The following is a 21,947-nucleotide window of genomic DNA, read 5'->3' as shown; positions in this document are numbered from 1 at the left end:
AGGCATTCATCCCCTGTCATTATCAGGAAATGTGGCTTTTTCCAAAACATCTTCCAGGGCGCGGATCGTCTCAGGCGACAAAGCGCGGATTTGTTCGCTGAGGCGGTTGGCAAATGCCGTGTGCTCCGGCGTCAGGCCCGACGTGTCCAGCACGACTTTCGGTGCGGAGACGTTGGCGATACGGAACAACTCCTCCGCCTCATCCCAGATCACATTGAAATAGCCGGCCACCCGCTGGAGAAAATCGAAGCTCGGCGCGCCGCGCTTTCCGTGTTCGAGGGCTGAGAGATAGGCGGCCGAAACGTTGATCGCCGCTGCCATCTGTTTCTGCGACACGCCCTTCCTGCGCCTGAGTTCGCGCAGCGCCTCGCCGAAGGGTGTCATATCGCGCTTCCCCTCACACGCGCCAGGCGGACATATAGAGCACCCTCGCCGCCATGGTTGCGGGCGGCCTGCTCGTAGGATGAGATCAGCGGCCGGAACTCGGGCAAGGAGAACCAGAGCGGTACCGCCCGCTTCAAAGCACCGTCGCTGCCGAACGAGGTGCCCTTGCCGGTTATGACGAGCACATGGCGCAGCCCGCGCTCATGCGCCCTTAAGAGAAACTGCAACAGCAAACCATGCGCTTCGCTCTGGATCATGCCATGCAGGTCGATCCGGGCTTCGAGTGTCAGGCGCCCCTTGGCGAGCTTGCGCTTGACCGGCTTCTCAAGCGGATGATGCAGTTTCTCGCCCGTCTTTTTCGTCAGCGCGATACCCGGCTGTTCGACGGCGCCGGTCGATTTCTGCTGCTGCTTGGCTTTCGGTTCTTCCTGCGCCTTCGGCTCTTCGTCTACGGCCAACATGTCCATCAGGTCGTCGAGCCGACCCGGCATCGGTCTCGTCGAGCGGGCAACCTTGCCCCAGAGAATGCGATCTTCGGACGAAAGCTCTTTTTTCTTAGGCATGGCCGTATCGTGCCGCGGCCGCCTTGGGAACGAAAACATAGAAGTCGGCCTGATTACGAACTGCCCCGGCCCGTTCGCCCGCCTCGAAGCCGGAACCGGTGAAGATGTCACCGCGCGCTGGACCGACGATTGCCGACCCCGTGTCGAGCGCCAGCATCAGGCGCTGGAAGGGCTTTCCGTCATCGAGGCGTGTCAGGCTCTCGCTCGCGATATAGAAGGGTACGCCGAAGGTATGGATCAGCCGGTCCACCGCCAAGGAACGTCCCGGCTCGAGCGAGACCTTGGCAGCGGCGATCGGACCCAGGTGCTCGTCCTCGACAGCGGCCTCGCGGAAGAAGATAAACGACCGGTTGTGCCAGAGGACCTCATCGACGTCGTCCGGATGCGCCTCCAGCCAGTCGCGAATGCTCATCATCGAGACGGTCGCGGCATCGATCTTGCCGCGTTCGATCAGCAGTTTGCCGACGGCTGAGAAATAGTGGCCGGTCTTGGCGGCATAGGTGACGCGGCGACGCGAACCATTCGGGAATAGGAGCCGCGCCGCACCCTGGACATGAACGAAGAAAACTTCGACCTTGGACTTCGCATAGGCGATCTCCAGGCCGCGGCCGGCAAGGTAGCCCTGCTCGATTGCCCGCCTGTCCGGATACTCGCTGATCCGGCCATCCTCGGAAAGACCAAAGGCGAAATAGGGATCCATCCCATCGGGCCGGTTGGTGTCGTCGATATCGACCAGATCCGCAGGGCGTCGGTAGAGCGGATAGCGATAGGTCTCGTCCGCTTCGGCGCGAACCTCGATTTCCGGTTCGTAGAAGGCGGTGACAAAGCCGGAACCCGCTTCCGGTTTGATCCGGAACGGTGCGAAGTGCTTCTCGAAGAAGGCCCGTGCGCCGTCAGCTGTGTCGACGTCGGCTGACGAAGCCGAGAAGGCCGGCATAAGATCATCGGCCGAGATCCCCATCGATCCGGTGCGATAGGGCTTGGTCGAGACGTGCTTCTGACAGCGGCGCATCGCCTCTATCACCTTGGTCGGGTCGTCGTCCCGCCAGCCCGGAAGATCGTCGAAACTGACGGGTTCAAGTCGAAAGGACATCGTCGCCACGGCCGCTCAATTTTCGGATTCGGTGGCGATCAGCTTCCAGTTCGGATCCCGCGAACGGATGTCGCGCGCAAAGGTCCAGAGATCATTGACCTCGGCAACCGATTCGGCATCGCCGTCGATCAGGCCACCCTGTTTGTCATAAGTCGCCGAAATCAGCTGGCTGACGATACGGACCGTGATGTTCTCTTCGCTGTCCTTCACTTCGGCGTGAATGATGTCGGCCTTGTCGATGCCGACGAAGGTGGACTTGACGACTTCGCCCTTGCGCTCCCGGTCGGTGATCGCCGCGTCGAAGCCTTCATAGACCTCGCGGGACAACAGGTTCTTCAGCGTCTTGCGGTCACCGTCAGCAAAGGCCATGACGATCATCTCGTAGGCCATCTTGGCGCCGTTGACGAATTCCTTGGGATCGAAGCTCGGATCAGCGTCGCTCAGCGCTCGAAGCTGGGTGTTCAGTGTTGTGCCAGCCTTGGCGAAGGCATCGATCGATTCGTAACGACCCGCTTCTTCTTCCGCGCTCTCGCGTCGCGGCAATTGCACGACCTTGCCCTTGTCGCCGTTTTCCGGCCCCTGGCTCATGTCTCGCGGCGAATAGGGATCGAATGGCGGCCGTTCGCTTCCTGTCCGGCGGCCCAAAACGCTGCGCAGTTGCAGGAAAATGACCACCGCGGCGATCAGGAAAAAAAACGTGATGAAGTCAAAAGAGCCCATTTCCACCCGGAACCGCTGTTAGAATTTCTCGTGGCTATTCCATATAGTCCGCAAGAATAGATCATTCAAATGGCGATGTCGCACCCTTACAGCACCGAACGTCTTTTAAGACGCACAAAGGTCGCTGTGGCGCTTTAGAGTTGCTGCATGTTTTTGCTCTTAAGTCGGAGACGATTTAAGGGAACACCAGGTTTCATTTTCGGGCAGATTGATGCGCTCATTTCTTATTCCCCTTGTCATCTTCGGGCTCCCGCTCGCCGAGATCGCCGGTTTCGTCGTCGTCGGCCGAGAGATCGGACTTTTGATGACGCTGCTTCTGGTGCTTGCAAGCGCATTTGTGGGTGTGATCCTGCTCCGAGTCCAGGGATTTACCGTCATCCGCAGGATGCAGGATGCCACCCGCACAGGCAGTGACCCGGGCCGGGAGGTGATCGGCGGCGCCTTGCTGTTCGTCGCGGCGATCCTGCTCGTCGTACCGGGCTTCGTCAGCGACGTGATCGGTCTCCTCCTGTTTCTGCCCTTTGTCCGCGACGTCGTGGCCGCCTATCTGCGCAAGAGGATGACGATCGTGACGGCGGCATCCGGGACGAACTGGTACCCACAAGACGACCCGCGGCAGCCACGACCCTCGACGCGCGTCATCGACCTCGACGAAGGCGAATTTTCGCGGAAGGACGACGAGGATCCGCCGCAAGGTGGGGACCGCGATCGCCCCTAGACGAGGAGCGTTTGGCGGAATGCGCATCCGGCACTCTGTCGCCCACATTCCGGAGCATAATCCTGGCTTGGCGGTTTGGAGCAAAGGTACGCGCATCCGCCTGAAAGCGCCGGGTCCGCAGGGTTGTAAGCCCTAGGCCGAAATGCTAGATGGCCTCACCGAATTGATGTCGAGGAACCCTTATGACGACTGATACCGCATCCAACGGCAACGGCAGCGCGCAGCAGAGCCCGTCGCTGAATATCCTCGCCCAGTATATCAAGGACCTTTCCTTCGAAAACCCGGGCGCTCCGCGTTCGCTGCAGGCTCGTGACAAGGCGCCGTCGATCAACATCAACGTCAATGTCAACGCCAATCCGCTCGCAGAGAACGATTTCGACGTCGTTCTGTCACTGAACGCCGAAGCCAAGGACGGCGACCGTGTTCTCTTCAATGTCGAGCTCGCCTATGGCGGCGTCTTCCGCGTTGCAGGCTTCCCGCAGGAGCACATGCTGCCGCTGCTCTTCATCGAGTGCCCGCGCCTGCTGTTCCCGTTCGCGCGCCAGATCGTTGCCGACGCGACCCGCAATGGTGGCTTCCCGCCGCTGATGATCGACCCGATCGACTTCGCGCAGATGTTCGCGCAGCGCATGGCAGAAGAAAAGGTCCGTGCTCAGGTTTCGAACTCGAACGAAACCGCGAACTGATCGAAAATCAGAACGCTGAAACAATGAAGCCCGGCTCGCGCCGGGCTTTTTTGATGCCTGGTTATTCCTGGGGATCGTATTTTGCCCAGATCGCCTTGGCGCCGATCTTGGCAATCAGCGCAGCGTGAGCCGCAAGATCGTCCTCCGACAGCCGGCTCGGCAGCGGACGCGGACGCTGGCCGATGACGATCGGCACATCATCGAGCTCGATCGACTGCCCCGCCGATTTCGTCGAGACAAGGCCGAGCGCTGCCTGACGACCACCGATCATCTCAATATAGACTTCGGCGAGCAGTTCGGAGTCGAGAAGAGCGCCGTGTTTCGCGCGGTGCGAATTGTCGATGCCGTAACGACGGCAAAGCGCATCGAGCGAGTTCGGCCCCATCGGATGCTTGCGGCGAGCAAGCGCCAATGTGTCCGTCACCCGATCGATGGCGATCGGCGGCAGTCCCAGACGCGCGAACTCGGCGTTGACGAAGCCCATGTCGAAGGTGGCGTTGTGGGCGACCCAACGCGCATCACCGAAGAAATCTAGGATCTCATCGACGACATCGGCGAAGGGCGGCTTGTCCTTCAGGAAGTCGTCGGTGATCCCGTGGATGGCGAGCGCATCCGGATGAACCTTGCGGCTGCCGGGATTGATGAAGATGTGGAGCGTGCGGCCGGTCGGAAACTGGTTTTCGAGTTCGACACCGCCGATTTCGATCACCCGGTCCTCGCGATTGTCGAGCCCCGTCGTTTCCGTATCGAAGATGATCTCACGCATCCGCGTCTCCGTTTCTGGCTGCGAGTTCGTCGACGACCGCCTTCACCTGGCCGCGGGTGACGTCGAAACTGTCGCTGGTATCGATGATGTAGTCGGCGCGTTTACGCTTTTCGCTGTCCGGCACCTGCCGCGCAAGGATCATCGCGAGTTTTCCCTCTGTCATTCCCGGTCGCTTCAACGCCCTATCGCGCTGGAGCTCGGCCGAGCAGGTCACCACGATGACGCGGTCGACCCTTTTTTCCGCTCCTGTTTCAAACAACAGCGGGATGTCCAGGACGACAAAGGGCGCAGCTGTAGCCGCGTACTTTGCAAGGAACTCCTGTTCCTTCTTGCGCACGAGCGGATGTACGATCGCCTCGAGTTCGGACAGCCGTCCCGGCGCCTCCATGAGCTGGCGCGACAGTTCGGACCGGTCAACCTCGCCGTCTTTCGTCGTTCCGGGAAAAGCCGCCTCGACCGGCGCAACTGCCTCGCCGCGATAAAGTTGGTGCACCACCTCATCGGCATCGTTCACCGGAACGCCGAAGTCACGGAACATCTGGGCCGTCGTCGACTTGCCCATGGCGATCGATCCTGTGAGCCCAAGGATCATCATCAGCGCCGGTCCATGTCATCGATGATGCGTTGTCGAAGCGTGGCATCGACCGTCGGCCGACAGCCGAACCAGAGCTCGAAGCCGGGGACGGCCTGGTGCAGGAGCATGCCCAAACCGTCGACAATCGCAAAACCTTGCGCCTCTGCCTGCGCGAGGATCGGCGTCTTCAGGGGAACATAGACGATGTCCGTGACGACGGCGCTGGAAGCCATGACGCCGAAATCGAGCACGAGCGCTTCGCTGCCATCCATGCCTAGTGACGTGGTGTTGATGAACAGACCGGCACCCGCCATCACCTCTTTGAGCGCGCCCATCGGATGCGCTTCGACCGCCGGGCCGAAACGATCGGCGAGTTCCTTCGCCCGGTCGACCGTCCGATTGACGACATGGATCGTCTTGATGCCGCGATCACGGACGGCCTGAATGATCGCACGGCTGGCGCCGCCTGCGCCGAGAATGACTGCGGTTGACGTCTTGTCCCAGCCAGCCGCCCGCTCATCGAGATTGGCAACGAAGCCGCGGCCATCAGTGTTGGTGGCGTGCACCGCTCCATCTCTGAGCCATAACGTATTGGCCGCGCCGAGTTCCTGGCTCAGCTCATCCGGCCGATCCGCCAGACGACAGGTGAGCTCCTTGTGCGGGATGGTGACATTGCCGCCGCAGAAACCGGACGTTCCGTCCTTGAGGCTTTCGATGAAGGCGGCAAAATCTTCCGGCCTGACCTCATGCGCGCGATAGCTGCCGCGCAGACCGAGCTCATTCAGCCAATAACCATGGATCAGAGGCGACCGGGAGTGCTTGATCGGATAGCCGGTGACGAAGGCGTGGTTAACAAATGTTTCACGTGAATCACGCATCGATCGTTCCCAGTTCACGAAGTTTGGCGAGCAGCGGCAGCATCGGAAGACCGAGGATGGTGAAGTAGTCGCCTTCGATCTTCTCGAAGAGCTGGATCCCCTCGCCCTCCAATTGATAGGCGCCGACGCTCGAAAGCGCCTTTTCGCCAACACGCTGCAAGTGGCGATCGACGAAAGCTGCCGTCAGCGGCCGCACGGTCATGTGGGCGGAAGAAACGTGCCGCCAGACAACCTCTTCACCGTGCAAAAGCACGATGGCGCTGTTCAGGCGATGGGTCTTGCCGGACAACGACAGCAAGTGCTGAGCCGCTTCCGCCATGTCCTTCGGCTTATGATAGACCCGTGCTTCCAGAGACATGGTCTGGTCGGAGCCGATCACCAACGCGTCGCCGAAATGGCCGGCGACGTCGCGCGCCTTTGCCTCCGCCAGCGCGAGCGCTACAGTTTCGGGTGCCACACCGGCTTCTTCGAGTGGCTTTTCCAGCGCACGTTCATCGATCTTGGCTGCCTTCGCCTCGAAAACGAGGCCGGCATTTTCCAGGAGCGCACGTCGAAACGGGCTTGCCGAGGCCAGGACGAGCGAAAGATTCATCATGCAGGTTCCCGTATTGTTCGATTCGGGTCTAGCGCAGACGCGGACGCAGGGCAACGATTGCCGCCGCGGTTTCCTCGATCGAACGGCGGGTGACGTCGATGACCGGCCAATTGTTGCGGGCGCAAAGCGACCGGGCATATTTCAGTTCCTCGGTAATCGAGGCCTTGTCCGTATATTGATCGCCGTGAAAGCCCTGCGTCGTTCCGAGCACCCGGTGCTGGCGCACCTGCGAGATACGGTCGGCCGTGGCGATCAGGCCGACGACGAGCGGCTTCGTCGCCTCCATCAATCTTTCGGGTAGCGGCACGCCCGGAACGATCGGGATGTTGACCGTCTTGATGCCGCGGTTGGCGAGATAGATGCTGGTCGGCGTCTTCGACGTCCGGCTGATGCCGACCAGAACGACATCCGCCTCGTCGAAATCGGCGGGCAACTGACCGTCGTCATGGTCCATCGTGAAATTGAGGGCGTCGATGCGGGCGAAGTACTCCGCATCCATCACGTGCTGGGCGCCCGAGCGGCGGCGCGACGGCGATCCCAGATAGGACTGGAAGAGGTCGATGATCGGATCGAGCACCGAGACGCAAGGGACACCCATCTCGCGGCAACGGCGATCGATGATATCGGCGAGTTCGCGGTCGACGATCGTATAGAGCACAATGCCGGGCGCACCATCGATGGCGTCGAGGACCTGCAGCAACTGCTTGCGGTTGCGGATCAGCGGATAGACATGTTCCAGCGCATGCGAGCTCTGAAATTGAGCGGCCGCAGCGCGTCCGGCAGCGATCAGAGTCTCGCCCGTCGAGTCCGAAATCAGGTGAAGGTGGAAGTAGTTTTTCTTGTTCTCCACGCAATTCTCCTGGTGCTGTTGATAAGCCGGGATGAAAGACAGCTAACGACGGGGCGCCGACCCAGGCAAGTGGAAAACTGCCGACTTATTCACAATTGGCGCTGTCGCGGAAACCGTTTCGGGGCAAATGTGGAAAAGACTCGCGACGATGACAAAGTGTCACGCGTATCAACCGCTTGTCCACAAGCGCGAGTAAAACCGTGGTTCCGCTAATCGACTGAATCCAAATGCCTTTATTCGTCTCTCTGCACTGTTTTTCCAGATTACCCAGACACTGTCCCATCGCGCGTTGTCCCGAGCGACAGCCGTGGACAAGTCAGTGGCTTGTTTTAATCCTTGATACCCACCGACTCTAAGAAATAGAAACCTTCTAAATATCTTTGATTTTATATTGGGAGAGATGATCCGTGACCGAAACGCGCAGAAAGGTTCTGGAGGTTTTGGCAGGGAAGACGGTGTCTCCTCCTCCGATCTGGCTGATGCGCCAGGCAGGCCGTTACCTGCCGGAGTACAGGGCTACACGGGCTACGGCCGGGAGCTTCCTCGATCTCTGTTACACACCCGATCTCGCAGTCGAGGTGACGCTGCAGCCGATCCGTCGATACGCTTTCGACGCTGCCATCCTCTTCTCCGATATCCTGGTCATTCCCGATGCTCTGAAACGCAATGTGCGCTTCGAGGAAGGCCACGGGCCACGAATGGATCCGATCGATGTCGACGGTATTTTGCGCCTGAAGCCGGAGGGCATCGCTGAGCACCTCCAGCCTGTCTTTGAGACGGTATCGCGGTTGCGCGCTGAACTTCCCGTCGAAACGACCCTGCTCGGTTTCTGTGGCGCTCCCTGGACGGTTGCGACCTATATGATCGCCGGACACGGGACGCCGGACCAGGCCCCTGCCCGCCTTTTCGCCTACCGCAACCCGGAAGCCTTCGATCATCTGCTGTCCTTCCTGGCGGATGTCTCGGCCGATTATCTCGTGCGGCAGATCGATGCCGGCGCCGATGCCGTGCAGATCTTCGATTCCTGGGCCGGCGTTCTCGGCGAGGAGGAATTCGCCCGTTACGCGGTCAAGCCGGTGCAGCGCATGATCGCTTCGGTCAGGGCGCAGCGGCCGAATGCAAAGATTATCGCCTTTGCAAAAGGCGCCGGTCAGTTGTTGAAGACTTATCGCCAGGCGACGGGCGCCGACGCCATCGGCCTTGACTGGACCGTGCCGCTTTCCTTTGCGAAGGATTTGCAGAAGGAAGGGCCGGTCCAGGGCAATCTCGATCCGATGCGGGTCGTGGCGGGCGGCATGGCGCTCGAGGAAGGCATCGATCGTATTCTCGATGCGCTTGGCCATGGGCCGCTGATCTTCAATCTCGGCCATGGCATCACGCCGCAGGCCGATCCGGATCACGTGTCGGCGCTGGTTGCGCGGGTTCGTGGAGCGCAATGATGGCCGAGAAGCAGACCGACTTAGCGCCCGGCAACAGGGCGCGGCTCAGGGCAACGATCGCGCTTGGTGCTTTCGTGGCGCTTCTCGTCGGTCTCTTCGTCTGGCGGCCGGATGATTTCTATCTCTGGATCAAGGCGTTGCATGTCATCGCGGTGATGTCATGGATGGCAGCCCTGCTCTACATGCCGCGCCTTTTCATCTACCACACCGACGCCGCGCCGGGCTCCGCGCAATCGGAAACCTTCAAGATGATGGAGATGCGGCTGCTGAAGGTGATCATGAACCCGGCGATGATGATCTCCTGGGTGCTCGGCCTCTACCTCGCCTGGAGCGTCTATGGCTTCCACGGCGGGTGGCTGCACGCCAAGCTGCTGTTCGTGGTGCTTTTGACGGCAGTCCACATGCGCTTCAGCCGTGGCGTTCGCGAATTTCAGCGTGACGAAAACAAGCACGATGCGCGCTATTGGCGGCTGATGAACGAGGCCCCGACGCTGCTGATGATTCTCATCGTGATCATGGTCGTGGTGAAGCCGTTCTGAATTTAATCGATTCGTGATTTGCAATAGTCGTTTCTAATTTGCGACAGCCCCTTGCAGGGTTTCACGTGAATCGCTATTTTCTGCCATCTCCTCTTCATGGCTTGTGACAAAGACAAGAGCCTGCCTCTTCCAGCCGCAGCTCCCCAACGAATACTCGCCATCTCTCCACTACCCATACCAAACATGGATCCTTCATGGCTGAAATGAAGCTACAAGAACTCAAGAACAAGACGCCGACCGATCTGCTCGCCTTTGCCGAGGAGCTCGAGGTGGAGAACGCCAGCACGATGCGCAAGCAGGAGCTGATGTTCGCGATCCTCAAGATGCTCGCGGCTCAGGATATCGAAATCATCGGCGAAGGCGTTGTTGAAGTGCTGCAGGATGGGTTCGGCTTTCTCCGGTCCGCGAATGCAAACTACCTTCCCGGTCCTGATGATATCTACATCTCGCCTTCCCAGATCCGCCGCTTCTCGCTGAAGACCGGCGACACGGTCGAGGGCCCGATCCGCGGACCGAAAGAAGGCGAGCGCTACTTCGCTCTCCTCAAAGTCAACACCATCAATTTCGACGATCCGGAAAAGATCCGTCACAAGGTTCACTTCGACAACTTGACGCCGCTCTATCCGAACGAGCGCTTCAAGATGGAGCTCGAGGTTCCGACGTCGAAAGATCTCTCCGCCCGCGTCATCGACCTGGTGGCGCCGCTCGGCAAAGGCCAGCGCGGTCTGATCGTCGCACCGCCGCGCACCGGTAAGACGGTTCTGTTGCAGAACATCGCGCATTCGATCACTGCCAATCATCCAGAATGTTACCTGATCGTTCTTCTGATCGACGAGCGTCCGGAAGAAGTGACGGATATGCAGCGCTCGGTGAAGGGCGAAGTCGTTTCATCGACCTTCGACGAGCCGGCGACGCGCCACGTCCAGGTCGCCGAAATGGTGATCGAAAAGGCGAAGCGTCTTGTCGAACACGGCCGCGACGTCGTCATCCTGCTCGACTCGATCACCCGCCTCGGCCGCGCCTACAACACGGTCGTTCCGTCATCGGGTAAGGTCCTGACCGGCGGTGTCGATGCCAACGCGCTGCAGCGCCCGAAGCGCTTCTTCGGCGCTGCCCGCAACATCGAAGAAGGCGGTTCGCTGACGATTATCGCGACCGCGCTGATCGATACCGGCAGCCGCATGGACGAAGTCATCTTCGAAGAATTCAAGGGCACCGGCAACTCGGAAATCGTGCTCGACCGCAAGGTCGCCGACAAGCGCATCTTCCCGGCGATGGACATCCTCAAGTCCGGTACGCGTAAGGAAGACCTGCTGGTGCCGCGCCAGGATCTGCAGAAGATCTTCGTGCTCCGCCGCATCCTGGCGCCCATGGGCACGACCGACGCGATCGAGTTCCTCATCGACAAGCTCAAGCAGACGAAGAACAACGGCGATTTCTTCGATTCGATGAACACGTAAGTACCGTTCGATATCTGATTTCAAAGACCGGTCGGCTTTTGTCGGCCGGTCTTTTACTTTGCGAAAACCTTAGCCGGATTCATTTTTCGACATCGATTCGGCCTCGCAACAATCTCAATTCCCCAAGGTCTGGAGCCTTGATCGTTGCGGCTGATTCACGTGAAACACACCGACGCCATGAAACATGAGCGTGGCAGGACCTTGATATTTCGGCGCCGTTTCGGCATAAGCTCCCCGACCCTTTTGAGATGCCGTTTCCATTCTGCGTGAGCACGCTCCGCGAAGAAAAAACGATCCGGTCTGGAACTTCGACGATCCCCATTGTTTCGACCAGCGAGGCGCCCTGCCGTCTCGGCGGTCTTTCCAGGTGAGCCAATGACAGCGATGCACACGATATATGCGCTTTCCAGCGGAGCCCTTCCCGCTGGTGTCGCGGTTGTGCGTGTCAGCGGCCAGCACACCGCAGCGGTGCTTGAGGCATTGTGTGGCGAGGCCCCATCACCGCGGATAGCGACGCTCAAATCGATTCGCTCTCGCAACGGTTTCGTGATCGATAGCGGCCTCGTTCTCTATTTCCCTGGTCCTGCCTCTTTCACGGGCGAGGACTGCGCCGAGTTTCAAATCCACGGCGGCCGCGCTGCGGTGAACGCCCTGCTCGAGGAGCTTTCGAAGTTCGAAGGGCTGCGCCACGCCGAAGCGGGTGAGTTTTCACGGCGCGCCTTCCAGAACGGCAAGTTGGATCTGGTGGAAGTCGAGGGTCTCGCTGACCTGATCGTTGCCGAGACCGAAATGCAGCGCCGCCTGGCGATCGAACACTCCGGCGGCGGGCAATCAAAAGTCTACGCGGCCTGGGCGAAGCGCCTGACGCATGCGCGGGCGATGATCGAAGCTGAACTCGACTTTGCTGACGAGGACGATGTGCCGGGCTCGGTGAGCGAACGCATCTGGCAGGACATGTCCGTGCTTGCACAGGAGATCGCCACACACATCGCCGATGCGCCGATTGCCGAGATCATCCGGGATGGGCTGAAGATTGTCATCGCCGGTGAGCCGAATGCTGGCAAGTCGAGCTTGCTGAATGCGCTGGCGCAGAGAGATATCGCCATCGTTACGGAAATCGCAGGAACGACGCGTGACGTGCTCTCAGTGGACCTTTCGTTAGCCGGATTCTCCGTCAAACTCTACGATACAGCCGGCCTGCGTGAAACCGAGGAACGTGTCGAGCAAGAGGGCATACGTCGCGCGCGAGAAGTTATCGAGCGAGCAGATTTGATCCTCCTCCTCTCGGAGACGGCGAGCGGCTTTGATTCTCTGTCCGATATCACATCGGACGACACCGCCGTCTTGCGTGTAGCAACGAAGATAGATCGAGACGATTGGCGGTGGTCTCCTGATGAAGCCGATGTTTTGATCTCGACTCGGACGGGTGAAGGCATGGATCGCCTGTTGGATGCGATCGCCGCCCATCTCCCCGACCTCAGCGGTCGAACGTCCCTTGCCTTGCCTTCACGTCGCCGTCACGTCGATAGTCTCCGGCAGGCTCTTCGGGCAATCGAAGAGAGCTTGGCGGGGCAACATTACGGCCTGGACATCCGAGCAGAGCAGCTTCGTCTTGCCGGAGACGCGATTGGACGGATTACCGGGCGGGTGGATGTCGAGAACCTTTTGGATGTGATATTTTCCGAATTCTGTATCGGAAAATAGTCTGTGGAAACAACGATACAACGTTTGCGAGTCCTTCGTTGTGTTTCACGTGAAACGATTCGTGCCGGTGCAAAGGTGTGCTGGCTTGGAGATATGAGCAATGACCCAGTATGATGTTATCGTCATTGGCGGTGGACATGCCGGTTGCGAGGCGGCGGCCGCGGCTGCACGTCTCGGCGCCAACACGGCACTGATCACGCACAAGGCGTCGACCATCGGCGTGATGTCCTGCAATCCAGCGATTGGTGGATTGGGCAAGGGCCATCTCGTGCGCGAGATCGATGCCATGGATGGTCTGATGGGTCGGGTCGCCGATGCCGGCGGGATTCAGTTTCGCCTGCTCAACCGTCGCAAGGGCCCGGCTGTCCGCGGTCCGCGCACGCAGGCCGACCGGCGCCTTTATCGCGAAGCCATGCAGCGCGAAATAAGCGGCATTGCCAACCTCACGGTGGTTGAGGGTGACGCCTTCGACTTGATCGAGAGCGATGGCAAGGTCAGCGGTGTCGTCATGAAGGACGGCCGGACGTTTGCATCGACGTCCGTGGTTTTGACGACCGGCACCTTTCTGAAGGGGCTGATCCATATCGGCGACCAGAAGATCCCGGCTGGCCGCGTTGGTGAAGAACCCTCTGTTGGGCTTTCGGCGACACTGCTGCGCTATGGTCTGAAGCTGGGACGTCTGAAGACCGGTACGCCGGCACGCCTGGATGGGCGCACAATCGATTGGGACAGTGTCGGCCGACAAGGTCCCGACGAGGATCCTGTACCGTTCTCCTTCATGACCGACCGCATTCTGAACCGTCAGATTGATTGCGGCGTGACGCGCACGACCGAGGCCACCCACAAGATCATCGCCGACAATATCGGAAAGTCCGCGATGTATTCGGGTCAGATCGAAGGCGTCGGTCCGCGCTATTGCCCGTCGATCGAAGATAAGATCGTGCGTTTTGGCGAGCGCGACGGTCATCAGATCTTCTTGGAGCCGGAGGGCCTCGACGATGACACCATCTATCCGAATGGGATCTCGACCTCATTGCCGGCTGATATCCAGGAGGCGTTCATTCGAACAATTCCGGGATTGGAGAATGTGGCGATCCTGCAGCCCGGCTATGCCATCGAGTATGACCATGTGGATCCGCGCGAGTTGAACGCGACGCTGGCGGTGCGCAAGATGCCCGGCCTGTTCCTGGCAGGGCAGATCAACGGGACGACAGGTTACGAAGAAGCCGGCGCCCAGGGGCTGGTCGCGGGCCTGAATGCGGCGCTGCTGGCGACCGGTCGGCCCGAGGTGATCTTCAGCCGCACCAACTCCTATATCGGCGTCATGATCGACGACCTGACGTCGCGCGGCATTACCGAGCCTTACCGCATGTTTACATCTCGAGCGGAGTATCGTTTGTCGCTGCGCGCTGATAATGCCGATGCGCGACTGACGCCATTGGCGATGGAACTCGGCTGTATTTCAGATGCGCGCCGCGACCGCTTTACCGACTGGCAAGTACAGTTCGATGATGGACGGCAACTGTTGAAGAGCCTCTCGGTGACGCCAGCCGAAGGCAATCGTCATGGCCTGAAGCTGAACCAGGATGGCCAGCGGCGCACCGCCTTTGAAATCCTCTCCTATCTGGATCAATCGATTTCCGCCTTGGTGCCGATCTGGCCGGAGCTGTCGTCGATTGGTTCACGGGTCGTCGAGGCGCTGGAAATTGACGCGGCCTATGCGGTCTATATGGACAGGCAGGCGGCGGATATTGCAGGCATTCGCCGCGAGGAAAATCTGGTGATCCCTGAAGGCTTTGACTTTGACAGGCTGTCGGGATTGTCCAATGAGTTGAAGCAGAAGCTGAAACAGCATGCCCCGCGCAATCTGTCGCAGGTGATGAAGGTGGATGGCATGACGCCCGCCGCCGCATCGCTGATCCTTGCCTGGCTGAAGCGTCAAAACGGAAGCGCAGAACGCGAAGAAAAGGCAAGTGCACAATGAAAACGAGTCCAATCGATGTGTTGAACGGACTGCGTGTTTCACGTGAAACGAATGAACGCCTGGAGCACTTTGCCCGCCTTTTTCAGAAGTGGGCGAAGTCGATCAATCTCGTAGCGCCTTCGACGATTGAGGATCTATGGCGCCGCCATATCGTTGATAGCTTGCAGCTTGTACAGTTGTCGCCCGAGCCAAAGACCTGGGTTGATCTGGGAAGCGGCGGCGGCTTCCCGGGCATCATTACGGCGATCTATCTCTCGGAGTTCGCTGACGGCTGGGTGCATCTCGTCGAAAGCAACAACAAGAAAGCCGCATTCTTGCGAGTCGCCTTGGCCGAAACGGGCGCGCGTGGCTCCGTTCACCCGATTCGAATCGAAGAAGCCGGCAAGGTGATTCCGCACGCCGACGCGGTTTCGGCGCGGGCCTTGGCCGATTTGACGCTCTTGCTCGACTACTCTGCGCCGTGGTTGCTGGCAGATGAGCGCAAAACGGTCGCCTATTTCCACAAAGGGCGGGATTACCAGCGCGAAATCGACAAAGCCATTGGCCGCTATCAGTTCGATCTGGTAAAACATCCAAGCGTCGTCGAGCCGGACTCTGTTGTGCTCGAGATCGCAAATCTATCACGCAAGGTTCAGTGATCGGCGAGCGGAAACATGTTTGGCGCAAGAAATCGCATCATCACAATCGCAAATCAGAAAGGTGGAGTCGGTAAAACGACGACCGCCATCAATCTGGCGACTGCTCTCGCGGCAATCGGCGAACGAGTCCTCATCGTCGATCTCGATCCGCAAGGCAATGCCAGCACCGGTCTGGGTATTCAGCGGCGCGATCGGAACCTCTCATCCTATGAGCTGATGATGGGCTCGCACGGGATCAACGAGATAGCACAGCAAACCGCTGTGCCGAATCTTTCGATTGTGCCTTCGACTATGGATCTTCTCGGCGTCGAGATGGAGATTTCTCAGGAACCGGACCGGGTCTTCCGCCTGCGCAAAGCTTTGGTCAGCCCGGCGGCGATGGAGTACTCCTATGTGCTCGTCGATTGCCCGCCGTCGTTCAATCTCCTGACGATGAATGCCATGGCCGCAGCGCATTCGGTGCTGGTGCCGTTGCAGTGCGAGTTCTTCGCGCTGGAAGGTCTCAGCCAGCTGCTGGAAACTGTGGATCAGGTTCGCCGATCGGTGAATCCGTCGCTGGATATACAGGGTATCGTGCTGACGATGTTCGACTCGCGCAACAATCTCGCCCAGCAGGTCGTCAGTGATGTCCGGACCCATCTTGGCGACAAGGTCTATCACACGCTCATTCCGCGCAATGTTCGCGTTTCGGAGGCGCCGTCCTACGGCAAGCCTGCGATTCTCTATGATCTGAAATGCGCTGGAAGCCAGGCCTATCTGCAGTTGGCATCGGAAGTGATTCAGCGTGAACGCCAGCGCAAGGCTGCATAATCATTTCGGTAGCGTAATTTAAATCGGGTGACGATATGAACGACGATAGCTCGAAGAGACGGCTTGGTCGCGGACTGGCCGCGTTGATCGGCGAGATGGATCAACCGTTGCAGGCAGGTGCTTCCGCCCCTGCCCCGGTCAATCCGGACCGGCGTGTGCCGATTGAGTTCGTGTCGCGCAACCCGCGCAACCCGCGCCGGCAGTTCGACGAAGCCGAGCTTCAGGATCTCGCCAATTCGATTCGTCAGCACGGCATCGTTCAGCCTGTTGTCGCTCGCACGATCGGCGCCGACCGCTACGAGATCATCGCCGGCGAACGTCGTTGGCGGGCCGCACAGTTAGCCGGATTCACCGAGATTCCGGTCATTATCCGTGACGTTGACGATCGCACGGCGCTCGAGATCGCGATCGTCGAAAACGTTCAGCGCTCGGATCTCAACCCGCTCGACGAGGCGCTCGGCTATGAGCAGTTGATTGCCGAGCACGGTTATACGCAGAACGATCTCGGCGAAATTATCGGCAAGAGCCGCAGCCACGTCGCCAACAGCCTGAGACTGCTGAAATTGCCGGAACCGGTGCGCGACATGCTGTCGGAAGGCGCGCTGTCTGCCGGGCATGCGCGCGCGCTGATTCCGACGTCGGATCCGGCGGCGCTGGCCCGCACGATCGTCTCCAAGGGGCTTTCGGTGCGTGATGCCGAGCGCATCGCCCAGAACGATATCCGCGCGCAGAACGACCCGAATTTCGGCAAGACGGCACGCCGCGACGAGAAGGATGCGGACACGCTGGCGCTTGAACGCACCCTGTCGGATAGCCTTGGCCTCGAGGTCACCGTCAATCACAAGGCTTCCGGCGGCCATCTTCGCATCGCTTACAAGACGCTCGATCAGCTCGAGGAGATCTGCCGTCTGCTCGAGCGCCGCTGAGCGCATACAAACGCCATTGTGAGAACAATCGAGAGGCGCCCCCTGCAAACAAGGGCGCGCCTTAATATATTGATTTCTCTAATCTTTCTGCGCGAACGGACCAGATTCAAAGGGATCGCCTGCAAGGACGCGGATCCATGCGTGTAAAGAGGCAATTCCAGCTAGGAAATGAAGGAAGCAAGCGACCTCAGCCGGCTGAATTCCCCTGGGCCAAACGCATCAACGCCGTGCGGATTGCACCGTAATCGCCATGAGGTTCTGCAAGACAAGGCTTTCCTCGAGGCTTGCGCGGCTGCGGCTTTGAAAGATTGTCGTCTGCAGGCGATTGAGTTCACGGCGTATCGCCGGCGCCGTCCATTGCTTCAGCGCGGCCTCGACGATCGGTTTGCGTCGGAAATGCAGACCACGCCCGAGCGTCGCAATCACTTGCCCTGCCTGTTGACGACTGGCGTCCATCTCGGCGCGCATCACGTCGAGCTGCTGGAACTGTCGCAGACAGGCCTGCAGTACCAGAAACGCCGGGGTCTTCGAGGTCGTGATCTTTTGCATCGCGTGCAGCAGGCCATCGAGATCGCCCTTGAGCACCGCATCGACCGCGTCATCGACGGAAATGGCGCTGGCATCGCCGACGATGTCGAGCACGTCCTCCTCGTCCACGGCCGTCTTCCCACGGCAGTAAAGGGCGAGCTTGCGCAGCTCGTTGCGTGACGCCAGACGGTCGCCGCCGAGAGCGTCCACCAGGCGCGCACGGGCGGCCGGCGTGATTCCCAGCTTCTCGTCGCCAAGTTCCTTATCAATCAAGGCCTGCAGGCCGCGAACGTCATCACTGTAGCAGGCGATACAGGCAACAGAGCGGGACGTCTCGCCGATCTTGCGAAGGGCGGCACCCTTCTTCAGGTCACCGGCCTCGACGATCACATAGCTGCCTGAGGGCGGCTCGGCCGCCAAAAGCTGCATCGCGTCGACGAGTGACTTCTCGTTGGCTGCTCCCCGCACCCAGATGAGCTTCTCACCGCCAAACAGGCCGATGGAATTGACCTCGTCCAGCAGCCGGCCGGGCGATTGCGCCAGCTCGCTGACATCGAGCTTCAGGACGGAAAAGGGATCATCCAGCGGCACGCCGCAGCGCGCGGCGAGTGCGGACGCACGCTCGGATACGAGCCCGCGATCGGGCCCGTAGAGAATGAACAGCCGGTAGACCCCGACGGACTTCTGGAGGAAGGAGTCGAATTCGTGCGACTTGACTTCGCTCATCCCGACACCGGACTAGCGACTGAGGGCCGCGGCAACATCAGCCCGGATCAGCTCGGCCAATTCCTTTGCGGCGCGGTTTTCGCCATCGCGCACGGCGCGCACCTTGGCAAATTCCTGGACGGAGAAGTCGACAAGCGCGACCGCCGTGCGGTTGCCAGACTTGATCGTCTCGCCCGTTCCGATCTTCGTCAGGTTGTAGTCCGCCTTGACGACGATGCGTCCGGCGCTTGCCCGATCCACGCGGTCCTTGTTCTGATCATAGAGCACGCCCATGGCGCGGCTCGTGACGTCCAGCGACAGGTGATATTGCGGGTTTACCGGTTCGCCCTGCCCGCCCGCCACAAGGAAGATCAGCGCGTTGCGGACTTCCTGTTCGACGCGCTCGTCGGCATCGGAGATCTCGATCGCCGCCAGCGCCGTCGACGTACCGACAGGATCGGAGTAGAGCGGCCTGACCTGGCAGCCGGCGAGCGCGGTCAGCAAAAGAACACCTGCCAGCACCGGAAACGACCGGATACGGGAGCCAGCTCTATCAGACAACGACATTGACGATCCTCTGGGGCACGACGATGATTTTCTTGGGGCTGCTGCCGTTGAGCGCGGACTTGACGGCATCGAGCGCCAGGACGGCGCTTTCGATCGCACTCTGATCCGCATCGCGGGCGATTGTCAAATCGGCGCGCTTCTTGCCGTTGATCTGCACGGGAAGGGTAATTTCGTTCTCGACGACCAGCGCAGGATTGAACGTCGGCCAGCCGCGCTCCGCGATCAGCCCCTCGCCGCCGATTTCGCGCCAGCATTCCTCGGCGAGGTGCGGCGTCATCGGTGCAATCAGGCTGACCAGGATCGTCGTGGCGTCCTTTACAGCGCTCGCGAGCGCTGCGTCCGCCTTGCCGGCGGCAACCTGTGTCAGCGGTGCGGCAAGCGTGTTCACGAGCTCATAGATCCGTGCCACGGCCTTGTTGAAGGCCAGCTTGTCATAATCCGCCTCGACCGCGCGCAGCGTCTTGTGCGCGGCCTGAGAAACGGCAAGGGCCTCGCCTTCAAGCGCCGGTACGGCTTCGATCCCGCGCAGCTTTTCGGCCGCCTCGCTGATCAAGCGCCATACGCGCTGGACGAAGCGATGTGATCCTTCGACACCGGCTTCGGACCAGATGACGTCACGATCCGGCGGCGAATCGGAGAGAACGAAGAAGCGCGCGGTATCGGCGCCATAGGAAGCGATGATGTCGTCGGGATCGACGACGTTCTTCTTCGACTTCGACATCTTCTCGATCGAGCCGATGGCGATTTCCTCGCCGGTCTCGAGCAGCACGGCGCGGCGGCGTCCGTCGATTTCCTCGATGCGGATCTCGGCCGGGGTCACCCATTCGCGCTGGGCACCCTCGCCGCGGCTATAGGTTTCGTGCACGACCATGCCCTGGGTGAAGAGACCCTTGAACGGCTCGTCGAGCGCGACATGACCGGTCGCCTTCATCGCGCGGGTGAAGAAGCGCGAGTAGAGCAGGTGCAGGATCGCGTGCTCGATGCCGCCGATATATTGATCCACCGGCAGCCAATGGTTGGCGACCTTGGGGTCGGTCGGATTGTCTTCCCACGGCGCGGTGAAGCGGGTGAAGTACCAGGACGAATCGACGAAGGTGTCCATCGTGTCCGTCTCGCGCCGGGCATCCTTGCCGCAATGCGGGCAGGCAACGTGGCGCCAGGTCGGGTGACGGTCGAGCGGATTGCCCGGCTTGTCGAAGGTGACGTCCGGCGGCAGAATGACCGGCAGGTCGGCCTTCGGAACCGGCACGACACCGCAGTCATCACAATGGATGACGGGGATCGGGCAGCCCCAATAGCGCTGACGCGAAATGCCCCAGTCGCGCAGGCGGAAGTTCACCTTGCGCTCGGCGCTCGGCGTGCCGTCGAGCGTTTCCTGCTCGAGCTTCGAGGCGACTGTCTCAAATGCCTCTTCCGTCGACAGGCCGTCGAGGAAGCGCGAGTTGATCATCACGCCGTCGCCGATATAGGCCTCGTCGCCGATGGCGAAGGTTGCGGCATCGCCGTCCTTCGGCATAACGACCGGAACAACCGGCAGGTCGTATTTGCGGGCGAAGTCGAGGTCGCGCTGGTCACCGGAGGGGCAGCCGAAGATGGCGCCCGTGCCGTAGTCCATCAGTACGAAATTTGCGACATAAACAGGCAGTTCCCAGCTCGGATCGAGCGGGTGCTTGGCGCGAATGCCGGTATCGATGCCCTTCTTTTCCGCCGTTTCCAGCGCGGCGAGCGAGGTGCCGGCGCGGCGGCACTCCTCGCAGAAGGCATCGACTTCCGGATTGGTCGCCGCCGCCTGCCTAGCCAGCGGATGGTCGGCAGCGATCGCCAGGAAGGAAGCGCCGAAGAGCGTGTCCGGACGGGTCGTGTAGACGGTCAGCTCGGTCGCGTCACCGGCGGTGCCTTCGACCAGCTCCCAACGCAGCGACAGGCCTTCGGAGCGACCGATCCAGTTCTTCTGCATCAGGCGCACCTTCTCGGGCCACTGATCCAGCGTGTCCAGCGCGTCGAGCAGTTCCTGGCTGAAGTCGGTGATGCGGAAGAACCACTGCGTCAGTTCGCGCTGTTCGACCAGCGCGCCCGAGCGCCAGCCGCGGCCGTCGATCACCTGCTCGTTGGCGAGCACGGTGTTGTCGACCGGGTCCCAGTTGACCTTGGACTGCTTGCGGTAAACGAGGCCCTTTTCCAGGAAGTCCAGGAACAGATGCTGCTGGCGCTGGTAGTAGGCGGGGTCACAGGTCGCGAATTCGCGGTTCCAGTCGAGCGACAGGCCCATGACCTTAAGCTGCGCCTTCATCGAAGCGATGTTCTGGTAGGTCCAGCTCGCTGGATGCACACCACGCTCCATGGCGGCGTTCTCGGCCGGCATGCCGAAGGCGTCCCAGCCCATCGGGTGCAGCACGTTGAAGCCGCGGGCACGCTTGTACCGCGCCACCACGTCACCCATGGTGTAGTTGCGCACGTGGCCCATATGGATGCGGCCCGACGGATAGGGGAACATCTCTAGCACGTAGTACTTTTCGCGCGGATCGTCGTTCTCGGTCTGGAAGACCTCGTTCTTTTCCCATTCCTGCTGCCAACGGGGCTCGGCATCACGCGGATTGTATCGTTCGCTAGACATGTCTTTTCGATGTTCCGGAAGTTCTGCGGCGCATAGAGGCGCCTCATGATAGTTGGGGTGACCTTCACCACGAAACCGCCTGACGGTCAAGTTTTTGAAGGGTTTGCCGCGACACTTTGGCGGATTTGCGCCCGTCATGAGGGTGGCGGTCTTGGCAAGCCGATCAACTTTGCCTAATCCGCTCGGTGAGTGGTTTGAGAAATCCG

At 60.3% G+C, this 21,947-nt stretch carries 22 protein-coding genes; 10 read left to right on the top strand and 12 right to left on the bottom strand.

Going from position 1 to position 21,947, the window contains the following annotated elements:
• Positions 1 to 6: 6 nt before the first annotated feature.
• The 4 genes from ACTJKM_RS27770 to ACTJKM_RS27755 are packed head-to-tail and all read right to left on the bottom strand — an operon-like array spanning position 7 to position 2,760.
• Positions 7 to 384 (bottom strand): helix-turn-helix domain-containing protein, encoded by a 378-nt coding sequence (locus ACTJKM_RS27770; RefSeq protein WP_058321614.1) that lies wholly within the window; start codon positions 382 to 384, stop codon positions 7 to 9.
• Positions 381 to 947 carry a Smr/MutS family protein gene (locus ACTJKM_RS27765; protein WP_112995084.1) on the bottom strand — a complete coding sequence of 189 codons (567 nt, stop codon included), beginning with the start codon at positions 945 to 947 and terminating at the stop codon, positions 381 to 383. The genes ACTJKM_RS27770 and ACTJKM_RS27765 overlap by 4 nt, the downstream gene beginning before the upstream one ends.
• The gene (mltA, locus tag ACTJKM_RS27760) at positions 940 to 2,040 is read right to left on the bottom strand and encodes a murein transglycosylase A (protein WP_112995085.1); all 1,101 of its coding nucleotides are present in this window, start codon (positions 2,038 to 2,040) and stop codon (positions 940 to 942) included. Before mltA ends, ACTJKM_RS27765 begins: the two co-directional genes overlap by 8 nt.
• 15 nt (positions 2,041 to 2,055) lie before the next feature.
• Positions 2,056 to 2,760 carry a Tim44/TimA family putative adaptor protein gene (locus tag ACTJKM_RS27755; RefSeq protein ID WP_057252027.1) on the bottom strand — a complete coding sequence of 235 codons (705 nt, stop codon included), beginning with the start codon at positions 2,758 to 2,760 and terminating at the stop codon, positions 2,056 to 2,058.
• A 211-nt stretch (positions 2,761 to 2,971) separates the two neighbouring features.
• On the opposite strand from ACTJKM_RS27755, the gene ACTJKM_RS27750 reads away from it, so the two are divergent.
• Positions 2,972 to 3,478, top strand: coding sequence for an FxsA family protein (locus tag ACTJKM_RS27750; protein ID WP_112995086.1), 507 nt, complete (start codon positions 2,972 to 2,974; stop codon positions 3,476 to 3,478).
• A gap of 182 nt (positions 3,479 to 3,660) precedes the next feature.
• Positions 3,661 to 4,164 carry a protein-export chaperone SecB gene (gene secB, locus ACTJKM_RS27745; RefSeq protein ID WP_057252025.1) on the top strand — a complete coding sequence of 168 codons (504 nt, stop codon included), beginning with the start codon at positions 3,661 to 3,663 and terminating at the stop codon, positions 4,162 to 4,164.
• A 61-nt stretch (positions 4,165 to 4,225) separates the two neighbouring features.
• On the opposite strand, the gene dnaQ is transcribed toward secB, so the two are convergent.
• From dnaQ to ACTJKM_RS27720, 5 genes are read right to left on the bottom strand one after another with little or no spacing between them, the layout of a single operon-like run.
• Complete coding sequence (gene dnaQ, locus ACTJKM_RS27740) at positions 4,226 to 4,930, bottom strand: DNA polymerase III subunit epsilon (protein ID WP_112995087.1); 705 nt, start codon at positions 4,928 to 4,930, stop codon at positions 4,226 to 4,228.
• Positions 4,923 to 5,525, bottom strand: a complete 603-nt coding sequence (coaE, locus tag ACTJKM_RS27735) for a dephospho-CoA kinase (protein WP_112995088.1) — start codon at positions 5,523 to 5,525, stop codon at positions 4,923 to 4,925. The genes dnaQ and coaE overlap by 8 nt, the downstream gene beginning before the upstream one ends.
• On the bottom strand, positions 5,525 to 6,382 hold the full coding sequence (locus ACTJKM_RS27730) for a shikimate dehydrogenase (protein WP_112995089.1): 858 nt from the start codon (positions 6,380 to 6,382) through the stop codon (positions 5,525 to 5,527). Before ACTJKM_RS27730 ends, coaE begins: the two co-directional genes overlap by 1 nt.
• A complete protein-coding gene (locus tag ACTJKM_RS27725) occupies positions 6,375 to 6,974 on the bottom strand; it encodes a Maf-like protein (protein ID WP_440661418.1) in 600 nt (199 codons plus the stop codon). The genes ACTJKM_RS27730 and ACTJKM_RS27725 overlap by 8 nt, the downstream gene beginning before the upstream one ends.
• 31 nt (positions 6,975 to 7,005) lie before the next feature.
• Positions 7,006 to 7,827, bottom strand: coding sequence for a pyruvate, water dikinase regulatory protein (locus tag ACTJKM_RS27720; protein WP_110879967.1), 822 nt, complete (start codon positions 7,825 to 7,827; stop codon positions 7,006 to 7,008).
• Positions 7,828 to 8,234: 407 nt separating this feature from the next.
• Here ACTJKM_RS27720 and hemE point away from each other — a divergent pair, with 407 nt between their 5' ends.
• The 8 genes from hemE (at position 8,235) to ACTJKM_RS27680 (ending at position 17,327) form a co-directional block, all read left to right on the top strand.
• Positions 8,235 to 9,266, top strand: coding sequence for a uroporphyrinogen decarboxylase (gene hemE, locus ACTJKM_RS27715; protein WP_110879966.1), 1,032 nt, complete (start codon positions 8,235 to 8,237; stop codon positions 9,264 to 9,266).
• On the top strand, positions 9,263 to 9,805 hold the full coding sequence (gene hemJ, locus ACTJKM_RS27710; RefSeq protein WP_057252019.1) for a protoporphyrinogen oxidase HemJ: 543 nt from the start codon (positions 9,263 to 9,265) through the stop codon (positions 9,803 to 9,805). The genes hemE and hemJ overlap by 4 nt, the downstream gene beginning before the upstream one ends.
• Before the next feature lie 194 nt (positions 9,806 to 9,999).
• Positions 10,000 to 11,265 carry a transcription termination factor Rho gene (rho, locus tag ACTJKM_RS27705; RefSeq protein ID WP_093233478.1) on the top strand — a complete coding sequence of 422 codons (1,266 nt, stop codon included), beginning with the start codon at positions 10,000 to 10,002 and terminating at the stop codon, positions 11,263 to 11,265.
• 375 nt (positions 11,266 to 11,640) lie between these two features.
• The gene (gene mnmE, locus ACTJKM_RS27700) at positions 11,641 to 12,969 is read left to right on the top strand and encodes a tRNA uridine-5-carboxymethylaminomethyl(34) synthesis GTPase MnmE (protein ID WP_058327492.1); all 1,329 of its coding nucleotides are present in this window, start codon (positions 11,641 to 11,643) and stop codon (positions 12,967 to 12,969) included.
• Between the two features lie 100 nt (positions 12,970 to 13,069).
• Complete coding sequence (mnmG, locus tag ACTJKM_RS27695) at positions 13,070 to 14,953, top strand: tRNA uridine-5-carboxymethylaminomethyl(34) synthesis enzyme MnmG (protein ID WP_440661408.1); 1,884 nt, start codon at positions 13,070 to 13,072, stop codon at positions 14,951 to 14,953.
• Entirely contained in the window at positions 14,950 to 15,591 is a 642-nt protein-coding gene (gene rsmG / locus ACTJKM_RS27690) for a 16S rRNA (guanine(527)-N(7))-methyltransferase RsmG (protein WP_058321626.1), read from the top strand. The genes mnmG and rsmG overlap by 4 nt, the downstream gene beginning before the upstream one ends.
• A gap of 15 nt (positions 15,592 to 15,606) precedes the next feature.
• The gene (locus tag ACTJKM_RS27685; protein ID WP_057252015.1) at positions 15,607 to 16,401 is read left to right on the top strand and encodes a ParA family protein; all 795 of its coding nucleotides are present in this window, start codon (positions 15,607 to 15,609) and stop codon (positions 16,399 to 16,401) included.
• Positions 16,402 to 16,436: 35 nt separating this feature from the next.
• Positions 16,437 to 17,327, top strand: a complete 891-nt coding sequence (locus ACTJKM_RS27680; protein WP_057252014.1) for a ParB/RepB/Spo0J family partition protein — start codon at positions 16,437 to 16,439, stop codon at positions 17,325 to 17,327.
• Positions 17,328 to 17,546: 219 nt separating this feature from the next.
• Here ACTJKM_RS27680 and holA read toward each other — a convergent pair whose 3' ends face one another.
• Genes holA through leuS form a run of 3 tightly spaced genes read right to left on the bottom strand, consistent with a single transcriptional unit; the run spans position 17,547 to position 21,741 of the window.
• Complete coding sequence (holA, locus tag ACTJKM_RS27675) at positions 17,547 to 18,581, bottom strand: DNA polymerase III subunit delta (protein ID WP_058327494.1); 1,035 nt, start codon at positions 18,579 to 18,581, stop codon at positions 17,547 to 17,549.
• Between the two features lie 12 nt (positions 18,582 to 18,593).
• Positions 18,594 to 19,127, bottom strand: coding sequence for an LPS assembly lipoprotein LptE (gene lptE / locus ACTJKM_RS27670; protein ID WP_057252012.1), 534 nt, complete (start codon positions 19,125 to 19,127; stop codon positions 18,594 to 18,596).
• Positions 19,114 to 21,741 (bottom strand): leucine--tRNA ligase, encoded by a 2,628-nt coding sequence (gene leuS, locus ACTJKM_RS27665; RefSeq protein ID WP_058327496.1) that lies wholly within the window; start codon positions 21,739 to 21,741, stop codon positions 19,114 to 19,116. The genes lptE and leuS overlap by 14 nt, the downstream gene beginning before the upstream one ends.
• Positions 21,742 to 21,947: the final 206 nt, after the last annotated feature.

The organism is Ensifer sp. 22460, from assembly GCF_052044935.1.
Taxonomy (GTDB): domain Bacteria; phylum Pseudomonadota; class Alphaproteobacteria; order Rhizobiales; family Rhizobiaceae; genus Ensifer.
The sequence above is the reverse complement of the archived record's forward strand: the minus strand, read 5'-3'. Positions and strand labels throughout refer to the sequence as shown.